Source organism: Natronotalea proteinilytica (assembly GCF_055379935.1).
In genome coordinates, this window is the sequence record NZ_AP043947.1 from 574832 (window position 1) to 586470 (window position 11639).

10 protein-coding genes are annotated in these 11639 nt (G+C 58.2%); 7 read left to right on the forward strand and 3 right to left on the reverse strand.

Annotated features, from left to right (window positions below; all coding sequences use genetic code 11):
* The first annotated feature begins 68 nt into the window (after positions 1–68).
* Both ACZ5AL_RS02555 and ACZ5AL_RS02560 read left to right on the forward strand, forming a co-directional pair.
* Entirely contained in the window at positions 69–476 is a 408-nt protein-coding gene (locus tag ACZ5AL_RS02555) for a lasso peptide biosynthesis B2 protein (protein WP_464511969.1), read from the forward strand.
* On the forward strand, positions 469–1722 hold the full coding sequence (locus tag ACZ5AL_RS02560; protein WP_464511970.1) for a nucleotidyltransferase family protein: 1254 nt from the start codon (positions 469–471) through the stop codon (positions 1720–1722). Before ACZ5AL_RS02555 ends, ACZ5AL_RS02560 begins: the two co-directional genes overlap by 8 nt.
* A gap of 81 nt (positions 1723–1803) precedes the next feature.
* Here the strand turns inward: ACZ5AL_RS02560 and ACZ5AL_RS02565 are convergent, their stop codons facing one another.
* From ACZ5AL_RS02565 to ACZ5AL_RS02575, 3 genes are all read right to left on the reverse strand, one after another.
* Entirely contained in the window at positions 1804–3114 is a 1311-nt protein-coding gene (locus ACZ5AL_RS02565; protein ID WP_464511972.1) for a NupC/NupG family nucleoside CNT transporter, read from the reverse strand.
* Positions 3115–3237: 123 nt separating this feature from the next.
* Positions 3238–5166, reverse strand: a complete 1929-nt coding sequence (locus tag ACZ5AL_RS02570) for a M1 family metallopeptidase (RefSeq protein ID WP_464511973.1) — start codon at positions 5164–5166, stop codon at positions 3238–3240.
* Positions 5141–6643, reverse strand: a complete 1503-nt coding sequence (locus ACZ5AL_RS02575) for a hypothetical protein (RefSeq protein WP_464511974.1) — start codon at positions 6641–6643, stop codon at positions 5141–5143. The genes ACZ5AL_RS02570 and ACZ5AL_RS02575 overlap by 26 nt, the downstream gene beginning before the upstream one ends.
* Before the next feature lie 157 nt (positions 6644–6800).
* Between ACZ5AL_RS02575 and ACZ5AL_RS02580 the strand changes: the two genes are divergently transcribed.
* From ACZ5AL_RS02580 to ACZ5AL_RS02600, 5 genes are all read left to right on the forward strand, one after another.
* Entirely contained in the window at positions 6801–8027 is a 1227-nt protein-coding gene (locus ACZ5AL_RS02580) for a hypothetical protein (protein WP_464511976.1), read from the forward strand.
* A 22-nt stretch (positions 8028–8049) separates the two neighbouring features.
* Positions 8050–8697, forward strand: coding sequence for an ATP-binding cassette domain-containing protein (locus tag ACZ5AL_RS02585; RefSeq protein WP_464511977.1), 648 nt, complete (start codon positions 8050–8052; stop codon positions 8695–8697).
* A gap of 284 nt (positions 8698–8981) precedes the next feature.
* Positions 8982–9551 carry an NfeD family protein gene (locus ACZ5AL_RS02590; protein WP_464511978.1) on the forward strand — a complete coding sequence of 190 codons (570 nt, stop codon included), beginning with the start codon at positions 8982–8984 and terminating at the stop codon, positions 9549–9551.
* 49 nt (positions 9552–9600) lie between these two features.
* Entirely contained in the window at positions 9601–10518 is a 918-nt protein-coding gene (locus tag ACZ5AL_RS02595; RefSeq protein ID WP_464511980.1) for an SPFH domain-containing protein, read from the forward strand.
* Positions 10519–10562: 44 nt separating this feature from the next.
* Positions 10563–11612 carry an SPFH domain-containing protein gene (locus tag ACZ5AL_RS02600; RefSeq protein WP_464511981.1) on the forward strand — a complete coding sequence of 350 codons (1050 nt, stop codon included), beginning with the start codon at positions 10563–10565 and terminating at the stop codon, positions 11610–11612.
* Positions 11613–11639: the final 27 nt, after the last annotated feature.

Genomic DNA, 11639 nt, shown 5'->3' on the forward strand with positions numbered 1-11639 from the left:
ACCACCAACCCCGCTGGCGGCGCATGCTACACTGCTTGCGTACCCTACCGTGGGTGTGCTGGTACGCTATGCGCGTATGGTGGTATCTGTATCGGGTAGATGCGCCCGGAACAGCCCTTCCCGACTGGCTCGCATCCGTAGAGCGTTCGGCCCACGGGTCGCTTAATCCACACGCCTGTCAGTCCGTTGTGCACCGCATCGTAACACGCTCTCGCAAACATCGATGCCTGCCCCGCGCGCTCGTGCTCTTCGCCGTGCTGCAACACAGTTCGTGTTCAGATGTGCAGTTTTGCCTCGGAGTACGCCCCCCCGTGACTCCTCGCAGCCGGTTCGCCCATGCCTGGGTGGAAACCGACGGCTATCCCTTCGGTGAGGGCACCAACCCCCGCGATAGCCATCGCCTGCTCTACACATATCCCGATCCCGCGCACGCTTTGTCTGACACCGCTCCCATCGTCTCTACGCGCCATGCTTGATCCCGGTACCCTGTCGCCATCGGTGCGTGTGGGACGCGTGGCGTTGCAAACAGCACTGGACGTTGCTCCCAAAGACGCCCTCACCCATGTTCTCGACACCCATGGGAAGCGCTGCGACCTATCTCGGTGGACGGCCTGGTGTCAGTATCACAACGTCATTCCTTCGCTGTATCGCGTGTTGAGTGCGCATCCGCACCCAGCCGCGCAGGCCCTACAGCAGGCCCTTGCGCCACAGTCGCGAGCTATCGCCGCCGCCGGACTTCTGCAGGCGCAGGCGCTGCACGAAATTTTGGAGGCGTTCGCCACCCACGGCATTCAGGTGATTCCAATCAAAGGCATCCACCTGGATGTGCGTGCCTACGATGGGCCCGGGCAGCGCAAAGACGGCGATCACGACCTGCTTGTTCGTCCTGACCAGTTGTCCGATGCCGTTCGGGTATTGCAAGAACTCGGCTATCGATACAGCAAGCCTTCTATGCCCGTTGAGACGTGGCACAGCGTCCCCATTCACCATGGCCCTCCGCTGATCAAGCACGCCGGGCCGATGCCGTCGTGGGTCGAGTTGCACTGGGATGTGCTGCCCGATACCGAAGGGCTCCACTGGCACGATCCAGAGCAGGTGACAGCGGACTTCTGGGCGCGTTCGGTTTCCAGCACGCTACTGGGAGCCCCCATACGCGAGCTCGCCCCCGAAGACGATGTGTTGCACCTCATGCTCCATGCCGTGCGCCACCTGGCCCAGCACACACGCGGGCTCACCGCGCGCCTGTCCATGGTCGAAGACCTCGCCCGGCGGGTGCAGTCGCTTCCCCATCTACGGTGGGAAGCGGTTGCCGAACGCGCCCGCACCCTCGGACGGGCATCCGTACTGGGCCCAATCCAGTACCTGTGGACGCATGTCTTGGGGGCCGAGGCCAACTCGCTGTTTCCGGATGCCCTTTCGATAGACAGATGGCCCCGACGGGCGTGGGAGCGTCGGTTGCTTCCAACGCGCCACCTACTGGCCGATCCGCCGCCCGAAGCCAACGCATCGCGGGCGTTTCATCATGAAAAAGGAAAGTGCACGCTCGTCCACTTGATGCTGTTGGAGGCCTCTCGGGATCGGTGGCAGCTTATTCGCAAAGGGGTTGTGAGTCCGCTCTGCACGGTCAACGAGCAGGATCGCGCTATCGCTCCGGCCCTGCCAGATGCGGCTCTCCTGCCGGTACGCTGGCTGCGGCTGGGCTGGCGTGCTGTGCGCGGGTAGATACCACGTCTGTGTGTAGGGACACGGCGCGCCGTGTCCCTACGTGATCTGTACACGGTGCGAGGGAGGATCCCCAGAGCGCTAAGCTACCAGCACGCCAGCAATCGTGGCCGTCATCCACGAGGCCAGGGCGCCGCCAAGGACGGCCCGGAGCCCCAGCGCCGCGATTTCGCTGCGGCGGTCGGGGGCAATGCCGCCAATACCGCCAATCTGAATGGCGATTGACGAGAAGTTAGCGAATCCACACAGCGCGTAGGTGCCAATGATGATCGAGCGCTCGCTCATTACGCCGCGCAGGTCGCTTAGCGAAGCAAACGCAATGAACTCGTTGACGGCCACCTTCTCGCCAAGGAGTGTGCCAAAGCTAAGAATATCAGCAGCCTCTACCCCCATGGCCCAGGCCAACGGGGCAAACACGAAGCCAAAAATCGCTTCCAGCGAAAGGCCCTCAAAGCGCTCGTTTGACCACTCGGCCACCAGTGTGTTCAGGTCATACGGCTGCACACCAAAGATGGAAGGATTGCCCAGCCAGTTAAACCCGGCATTGATGACGCCAATCAGCGCGATGAAGGCGAGCAGCATAGCGCCGACATTCAAAGCCAGCTTGAGTCCTTCGGAAGCGCCATCGGCGGCGGCATCCAGAATGTTATCGCTGGGCTGCTCGTAGTCGATGGTTTCCGAGCCTTTCGTTTCTGACTCCTCCGTTTCCGGAATCAAGATCTTGGCAACGACAATCGCCGCCGGAGCACTCATCACCGAAGCAGACAGCAAGTGCTTGGCAAAAAGGATCCGGTCGGCTTCCGACTCGCCGCCCAAGAAACCGATATAAGCCGCCAGCACGCCGCCCGCGATGGTCGCCATCCCGCCAGACATGAGCACAAACAACTCGCTGCGCGTCATGCCCTGTACATAAGGTTTTACCGCCAATGGTGCTTCTGTTTGTCCGATAAAAACGTTTGAGGCGGTAGCGAGTGACTCCGAGCCAGAAATGCCAAGCGTCTTCTGCATCAGCCATCCAGCTCCCTGCACGAGTGGTTGCACGATGCGCAGGTAGTAGAGCACCGCCATCAACGAGGCGAAAAATACGATGGTTGGAAGCACATGAAACGCAAACGGGCCTTCGGCGGGACTTCCCAACGATTCGCCGAAGATAAAGGTAGAGCCTTCGTAAGTAAAGGACAGCACCGTGTTGAATAAACTGGCGAGGGTGTCAAAAAGAACTTCGCCAGGGCCTGTTTTCAAGACCAGCAGGGCAAACACAATTTGGAGGGCCACCCCCGAGGCTACCAACTTCCAGTCGATGGCTTTGCGGTTGGTGGAAAACAGGTATGCAATAAAAAGGAACACCGCAATGCCAAAGGCACCACGCGCTAGCGCTTCGAAAAAAGACATATGGTGGGACACTAAGTCATACAATACGAAGTGACACAAGATACACAATGAAACGAAGATGCCAAATGCAGCCACGCTATTTCATCGAATAGAACAGACCTAACGCGGGGCTATGCAGGTTCTTCACGGAGCATCCCAGGTGAGAGAGGTGCGATCAAGATCGGGCAGGACGCCATCGGGGTCAATTTCGATGCGAACCAGCTGCCGCGTGGAAGGCAGGCGTACCCGATGCGTGGAGGTGTTGGCAAACGCATCTCTGGGAATCTGAAGCGTGCCGGTTTGGCCATCGGCAAACGTAAGGCGCACGGTCATGGGGAGCCGTATGGTGCCACGATGCTCAAGCGTAAACGAGGGCGACCGCCCGTCGAGAGATACATCTGCAATGGCTTGATCGAGGGTAGCGTCGCTGGTAAACCACTGCTGCCAGAAGGTCGAGAGGTCAGCGTCGGCTACGTCGTCGAGGGTGCGCAGGAAGTCGGCAGGTGTGGGGTGTTTATAGGCCCATCGGTCGATGTAGGTGTGCAAGGCTTCGTCGAAGCGATCGGGACCCAAGATGTGCTCGCGTAGGATATGCAGCGCGGCAGCCGGTTTGCGATACGCCAGAAATCCCAGTTCGCGTCGCGACATCGCATCCGGTGGGGTAAGCATGGATGTTGAGGGAGGATCTTGCATCCCACGGGCTACAGTGCGCATTAGGGACTGCAGCCGACGGCGGGGTGGTTCGCCGTAGAAGGCCGCGGCTGAATACAGCGTGAGGAAGGTGGTGAGGCCTTCATCGAGCCATGCGTGGCGGCGTTCGTTTGAGCCAACCAGCATGGGAAAGTACGTATGGGCCAGTTCATGATCGACAATGCCAAAAAGTCCGCGTCCGCGTGCTGTCATGCTGGCAAACGATAGCTGGGGGTACTCCATGCCACGTACCGGACCGGCGACGTGTTGGGCCTGGTCGTAGGGATAGGGGTGCCATGTGGCAGAGTAATGTTCAACCGCGTGTTGCAGATATCGCGTGGCGGCCTCCCATCCCTCCACGCGCTCGCCCTGGGCCGAGGGCGGATAGAACGAGGAGACAAGCACATTGTGGGTGGTGGCATCGGCGTAGGTGGCGTCCCAGATAAACACATCGGAGGCGGCAAAGACGACGTCGCGCACATCATGAGCGGTAAAGTGCCAGGTGAGCGAGTCGGGGGCTGCCGGGCGGGTTTCAGGCGTACCGGCTTCGTTTGCGGTGATGATGGAAACAGGACTGCGGGCCGTCTCAGCGTCAACCAAGCGACGGCGCTGCGTGTCGGTGAGTACGGAGTCGGGGTTTTGCAACGTGCCGGTGGAGGCAACCACGTATGACTTGGGCACGGTAATCTGCACATCAAACGACCCATAATGCAGATAGAACTCGCCCTGGCCCAGGTACGGCATTGGGTCCCATCCTCGGATGTCGTCGTACACATACGGACGCGGATACCACTGGGCGATTTGAAAGACATGCCCATCGTCTACGGCGGTGTATCCTGTGCGGTCGGCACCGCGCTCGGGCAGGGTATACGTATAAGGGATAGTGAGATGCAGCGAATCCCCAGAGGCCAGGGGCGATGTCAGATCGATACGCATGCGTGTGCCGTCTACGGTGGCCGCGGGCGTGTAGGTGGTGTCGCCGTGCGTAAGACGTTGCTCATACAGCGTGTAGCCGCCTTCATCGAAGGCGCCGCCGAAGCGTTCATCGGCATCGCGCTGGGTGGCTGCCCGGCTATCGGGCCGAAACGCGTTCTGCTCCAACTGCATCCAGAGGGTGTGCAGCGTGTCTGGGGCGTTGTTGGTGTAGGTGAGCTGCACGGAGCCCGACAGGCGTTTGGCATCCGGGTCGAGCGTGGCCTCGATGGCATACGAAATGTCTTGCTGCCAGTAGCCGGGGCCGGGAGCCCCTTGCGCGGTGCGTTCTGCACTGGGCAGATGCCAGAGGCTGTCGGGAAGCGGCTGGGCAACAGCCGGAACGGCGAGTAGCGTGAGGCCGATGAGAAGAGAAAGCAGGCGGTTACCGATAGCGACGCTCCACTGCATTTGTAAAGCTCACGGCTGCATCGCTGTAGATGTTGATTTTGTTTTTGCGGAAGACATCCTGTGCGATGATTTGAGAGGCTTCGTTCCATGAACCGGCCTCACGTAGGCGCTGAAGCACCTGTGCATACTGATCGGTCGAGTCGTTGAACAGTTGCCGTAGAAAGATGTCGCGCTGTGTAGGCGGCGATTCGCCAAAGACATCAGACTCAAGTTCTTCAACCCGATCTGATACTGAAATCGATTCATTGCCTCCGGGGGTAGCTTTGGGGTTGAACTGTTTCCATCGCGCATTGGATGCGGCTTCTTCTTGTGTTTCAGCAGGGGAGGCGTTGCCCTTGTGAAACTGTTTCCAGCGAGGGGTAGGCTCGCGGGGGTCGTTGGATGAGGATCCGTTCTCGTCTATCGGGCGCGCCTGACCGGGGACATCCCACGTCGGCTCTGAGGGCTCGTCCTCGGTAGCGGGCTCGGGGGAAGATTGGTCAGGAGACGTCTCCGAATTGGAGGACGGTTCGGGGGGAGCGGTCGAATCGGTGTCGGGCGAAGATGAAGACGCAAAAGGCTGATCGCGTGCACCGGGTGCAAAGGGAGATGTTGGTTCTTCGTTATCGTCTATGGTGGGCTCGCTGGTGGATTCAGGAGCCGTTTTGTTAGGGGTGTCTTTGGCTTCGGTTTCTTGGTTGAGCGCCTGCAATACCGCTCCAAAGTCTTCATCTGAAAAGGTATCGGGCGTGTCGTCGGCCTCCATCAGGTGCTGCAGGTCTTCCAGCGAGAGCGACTGGTCGTCGGGCAGATCGCTTAGCCGGTCGGCGTAGGCTTGTTGCTGCTTGTGTGCAAAGAACCGGTGGAGCACACGGGCGGGGCATCCGGCGTTGCCATAGGCTGTTTCTGTGGCTTCGAAGAGCGGTTGCAGCGTATCCAGCCAGCGGTCTACCGTGTAGTCTTCGGTGAGCATCCGGTCGATGCGTGTAAGGGCCGTCCGAAATGTTTTGGGATCAAGGCGTTGCACATCCCGGTGCCGCGCGAAGGCGTCGAGTCCCTGGCGTAGGTACTCGTACGGAGCCAGGGCCTGCATGCGGTACGCGATGTAGGCGACGGAGAGCGTTTTGTCTTCGCCCTCAAAGAGATACGCAGCGGCTGTGGGGATGGGGCGCACCAGGTAGGCCATGCCGACATGACTGGCCTGGCGAATCATAGAGGCCCAGGCCGATTCGGGGATCTGTCCGTTGTCGCGTAGCGCATCTTCAAAAGCGGCCCGTGCGGTTTCTAGCTCAGGGGCTGTGGTATGTACCCATTCGGTTTCGTGTTGGCGCATCTGATGCACCACGCCGTCGAGCTTTTCAAGCAAGCGATGACGCAGAAAAGACTGCACGACGCGCGGCACCACTGCAGTGCGCCAGTCGCTGGGACGATAGTCTTGGTTGGGCGGAAGCGCGCTTAAGAGACGCTGTTCAAGGGCTTTGGCCGTGGCATTGGGCATGAAAACAACACGCTATAGGAAAAGGCGTGAACCGGTGAGCAGGATAACGGGCCGTGTGGTTTTTGCAACGCATCTTAGATGCTGTACGGAACGTGGTATTGTGTGGCTGCGTGCATGAGCCGCATCCGTTGTTGCTTTTCACCTACAAACCGTATCTGTGTCGTTGTACGCTCAACTCCGTGCGCGTTCTCCATTGGCTATGGGGCTTTACGTAGTCGTGGTAGGGGTGGTCAGTCTCATTGTGGCGCAATCTGTGGTATCTACCCCCGCCGAAGGCCACGCGTCGTTGATGCGTTATTGGGCCCTTTTGAGTGCAGCAGTGGTGTCGGTCGCGGCATCGAACATGCTGTTTCCAGATCGCAATGCGCCCAGTGTGCAGCTTCTGAATCCGCCCGCCACCGTGCTGATGCGGTACACGTTGCAACGGTGGAGTGCAACGGCAGGGGTGCTAATCATACCGGCAGTGCTGTTAGCCGTTCTGGCAGAAGGCTCACAGGCCCCGCAGGTCAACGGGATTCTTGTGGTGTTGGGCGTGGCGTTGTATGGCTTTGCCGACACCGTGGCCCTTGGACCGGTATCTCATGCGTGGAGCACGGGGCAAGCCGGACAGTGGTATACGCGCATGCGCACCACCAGTAATGTTGGGTTCAGCGTACCCCGGGGGCTCGTTCCATATATGTTTAGCACCACGCGGTGTTTTCTTTTGGGCACCGTGGGTGTGCTGGGGGGAGGCATTCTTACGGCCTTGGGAGCCGGCTGGGGAAGCGTTGCTGCAGGAGGAGGGGTATTGGGATGGGCACTCTGGCGGATGCGTCCGCTCATTCCGCTGTTCGACCGGATGTACTACCGCACGCATTCCTTCTTTCAAGAGGTAATGGGCGGTAGCGTGGGCATCTCTGATCGAGAGCCGGTGCCGTATGCCAGTTTGTACTGGGTGGTGCCCCGTTGGCGCCCTGCCGTATGGGCGTCTCTACGTCAGCTTGATCGGCGCCTGCCGCTGGGGCGCTTTGTGGCACTCGGCCATCTACTCTTTTGGGGGCTGGTGTATCAGGGCGTCGATCCTATGATTGTTGCAGGCTACCTCGGACTCTTTGTGTTGGCCCAGAATGCTGTGGTGCTCATTCTTGCACGCCCTGAATTGGCCCCCGCCGCGCTTCATCTTTCGCTACAGGGGCCCGTAGATTGGCTCATGACACGCTGGTTTGTGGCGCTGCGATGGGGCGGACCGTTTGCGATGAGCTTGGGAGCGGTCGCGTGGGTCAGCACGTCGTATACCATGACCGACGTGCTGCTCTGGACGGCACTGTATGCCGGGGTTGCGCTAGGGGCCGCGCTCTTTGCGACGGCCCGCGTCGAGTATTCGTATCGAAACCGTCTTGCTTAACCAACTAATTCGCTTGCTCACAATGGCTAACTCGCTTGTAGCACGCAATGTATCAAAGCAGTACGGGAGTCAAGATCCTGTTATTCAGAACTTCTCTCACCGGTTTGCGCCTGCCACGCTAACGGTGCTTACTGGACCCAATGGATCTGGAAAAACAACACTGATGCGTCTCTTCTCGGTGTTGGCTACGCCGTCGGCAGGCACCATTGAGTATGGAGACGTACACATTCACGATGCGCCACATCAATATCTACAGCATGTGGGCATTGTGCACGCAGAGGCCATGTTGCCCACGCAGCTTACGGCAGTTGAGTTGCTGGAGTGGATCATGCGTTCGCGCAAGGTGTGGAGCGATGAAGGGCCTCGTGTCATTGCACAGTGGCTCGACCGGCTCGATCTTGATGAGCGACGTGAACAGCGCATCGCTACGTATTCCAGTGGCATGGTCAAGAAGACACAGATTGCCGCCGCCCTGGTGGCCGATCCGCAGGTTCTGCTGATGGATGAACCGCTTCGTAGCCTCGACGACACGGCACGACAGGCCACCCTACAAGCCCTCGATACGTTTCGCGAAAAAGGCGGCCTTTCTATTGTGGCGAGTCACCTCACCAGCGATCTACTGCAGCGCTGTGATGAGCACCTCTCTCTGGCCACAGCCCCTGCATCGTAACGGCACAGCCCCAGTGTGCTGCAATGCCAGCGTGCTGCAACAGAAGCCGCTAAAAGAGCACTTCACCACCACGAGACCACTCCACCAGCGGCCGTGCTGGGTGTAATTCACATCTCAAGGCAATAAACTACACGGAACGGTTGCATCTTTTTGAATCGCTGCTGGTAGTTGTCTGTTCTATGTTGTACCCTGCAATACATATACTGCAGGGTGATTCGCAAGCGTAGTGCTCTCTTGCACTACCTCCTTGCATTGTCTCCTGTCACCGACTGCTGATAACTGCTATGGACCCTGAACTGTTGACGTGGGGATTTTTCCTTGGAGGCATTCTTCTTATGCTTCTTGAAACGGTGATCCCGGGCGGCGTGGCCTTCTTCCTCGGCGTTGGGGGCATCATCACCGGTGCGATGCGTCTGGTAGGGTTGTTTACCGACCCGTATATCGCCGTGCTTGTGTGGATGCTCACCTCTACGGCGCTCACTATTGCGCTACGACCGATCGCCATGCGCTACTTAGGGGGCGACTTCTCGCTGGCCATGACCAATGAAGATGCAGAGGCTATGGGACAAGTCGTCACGGTGGTAGAGCCGCTCACCGAAGATGACTCGGGGCGAATCCGCTTCCGAGGGGCTACGTGGGATGCACGCACCACCGAGGGCCGTTTGCCCAAAGGATCAGAGGCGCGCATTCTGTATCGCGACAACTTGACCTGGATCGTTGAGCCGGTAGATCATGCGGCGATTGATGAAGAGCTCTCCGATGCTATTGATGCTGATGCGAAAGCGTCTGACGCGTCAAACCAAGATGAGTCCCCGCGTCCTCCAAACCGCGATGCCTCACGCAATGCGTCGTAGACGGTCCGAAAACCATTGTTTAATTTCTCTTTGTTAACGAATTACTGCTATGTGGACAGTCTTTCTTATCCTGATCGGGCTTGTTATTTTCGTGCTCTACAACATGTTTATCGTGGTAGAGATGCGCGAAGAGGCTATCCTTGAACGGTTTGGCAAGTACCGTAAAACGCTCAAGCCGGGCTTTCATTTTCTGATTCCGTTTGTCGATCGTGTGGCCTACCGGCAAGAGATGCGTGAGCAGGTCATTGACGTGCCGCCGCAAAAATGCATCACCCGCGATAATATCGAGGTGGATGTGGATGGCATCATCTATTTGAAGGTGATGGACTCCCACAAGGCCAGCTACGGTATCAACGATTACAAAATGGCATCGGTCAACTTGGCGCAAACCACAATGCGTAGCGAGGTGGGTAAGATCACACTCGACGACACGTTCAGCGAGCGCGACAAGATGAACGAAGCCATTGTAGAAGAGCTCGATAAGGCGTCGAACCCGTGGGGCGTGAAGGTGATGCGCTACGAGATTGAAGACATTCAGCCGTCAGAAGAAATCGTGCTGACGATGGAGAAGCAGATGGAGGCCGAGCGCGAAAAGCGGGCCGAAATCACCGAATCGACCGGTACGCGCGATGCGCGTATTAACGTGTCGGCTGGAAACCGTCAAGGAGCTATTCTGCTGTCAGAAGGCGAGCGTGAGAAGCGCATCAACGAAGCCAAAGGGGAGGCCCGCGAAATGGAGTTGTTGGCCGAAGCTACAGCCTATGGCATCGAACGCATTGCTGAGGCCATTGCTCAGCCGGGCGGATCGCTCGCGGTGAAAATGCGCCTCACCGAGCAGTATATCGAAGAGTTTGAGGGCATTATTGAAGGTTCGAATGTCTCTGTCCTTCCGGTAGAAGCGGCGAACCTCAAAACCTTCTTTGAAGGAGCAGCTCAAATCAGCAATACGACGAACCCTTCATCGTAGCTCCTGCCTCGGCATCCCTTTAAACGCGAAGCTTTCTACGACCTATGTTTGACTCTATTGAAGTCTTCAGCATGACCTTGTTGGGTCTGCTGGCCTTGTATGTTCTTTTTAACTTTCTGAAAGCCATTCGGCTGGTGCCACAGCAAAGTGCCTATGTTGTGGAACGGCTGGGAAACTACCACAAAACGCTCGAAGCAGGCTTTCACGCGCTCATTCCGTTTATCGATCGGGTGCAGTACAAGCAAGATCTGCGTGAGCAAGCTATTCAGGTCGAGCCGCAAGACTGCTTTACCGAAGATAATGTACGCGTCCGGGTGGATGGCGTCATTTACCTAAGCGTTATAGATCCGGTGAATGCCAGCTATGGGGTTACCGATTATCGCTTGGCAGCTATTCAGCTTGCACAAACCACAACGCGTTCGGTCATTGGCCGCATGGAACTGGATACGACCTTTCAGGAGCGTGCTGTTATCAGTTCAAAAGTGGTAGAGGTGCTTGGTGAGGTGGAGCAAGCCTGGGGGATTAAGGTGCACCGCTACGAGATTCGTAACATCGACACGCCCCGCACCGTGCAGCAGGCTATGGAGCGCCAGATGACTGCTGAGCGTGAGCGTCGTGCTGTGGTTGCCCGCTCCGAGGGCCAGCAAGAGGCCACGGTGAACGATGCCAAAGGGGAAAAGCAAGAGCTGATCAATGAGTCCGAAGGAGAGCGCGAGAAACGCATCAACGAAGCGGAAGGGCGCGCCGAAGAGATTAAGGCTATTGCTGATGCAACCGCCGAGGCCATTGAACGCGTGGCCCAGGCTGTCAATGCACCGGGCGGCGAGGAAGCCGTGAAGCTGCAGCTTGCCGAGCAGTATCTGCATTCGCTGGCTAAGCTTGGACGCCGCGAGAATCAGGTTCTGCTGCCTACTGATCTCACCCGCTACGATCGAATCATCGATGGGCTTGCTCTTGACGATTTCAAGGTAGATGCGATTTCCGAAGCCCAGGGCGATGGGGCCAGTGCACTGCCCGATCAGCCGAACCAACACAGCGACGACCCCTCTGCATCCGATGCAGATGCTCCAGCTTCGTCTCAACAATCGTCGTAAGTGCAGTGCCACAGATCGTCGGGGACG

Coding starts and splice junctions, on each gene's coding strand:
- ACZ5AL_RS02585 (WP_464511977.1), top strand. CDS start 8,050: ATGGCTAACTCGCTTGTAGCACGCAATGTATCAAAGCAGTACGGGAGT.
- ACZ5AL_RS02555 (WP_464511969.1), top strand. CDS start 69: ATGCGCGTATGGTGGTATCTGTATCGGGTAGATGCGCCCGGAACAGCC.
- ACZ5AL_RS02590 (WP_464511978.1), top strand. CDS start 8,982: ATGGACCCTGAACTGTTGACGTGGGGATTTTTCCTTGGAGGCATTCTT.
- ACZ5AL_RS02595 (WP_464511980.1), top strand. CDS start 9,601: ATGTGGACAGTCTTTCTTATCCTGATCGGGCTTGTTATTTTCGTGCTC.
- ACZ5AL_RS02575 (WP_464511974.1), bottom strand. CDS start 6,643: ATGCCCAATGCCACGGCCAAAGCCCTTGAACAGCGTCTCTTAAGCGCG.
- ACZ5AL_RS02600 (WP_464511981.1), top strand. CDS start 10,563: ATGTTTGACTCTATTGAAGTCTTCAGCATGACCTTGTTGGGTCTGCTG.
- ACZ5AL_RS02565 (WP_464511972.1), bottom strand. CDS start 3,114: ATGTCTTTTTTCGAAGCGCTAGCGCGTGGTGCCTTTGGCATTGCGGTG.
- ACZ5AL_RS02570 (WP_464511973.1), bottom strand. CDS start 5,166: ATGCAGTGGAGCGTCGCTATCGGTAACCGCCTGCTTTCTCTTCTCATC.
- ACZ5AL_RS02560 (WP_464511970.1), top strand. CDS start 469: ATGCTTGATCCCGGTACCCTGTCGCCATCGGTGCGTGTGGGACGCGTG.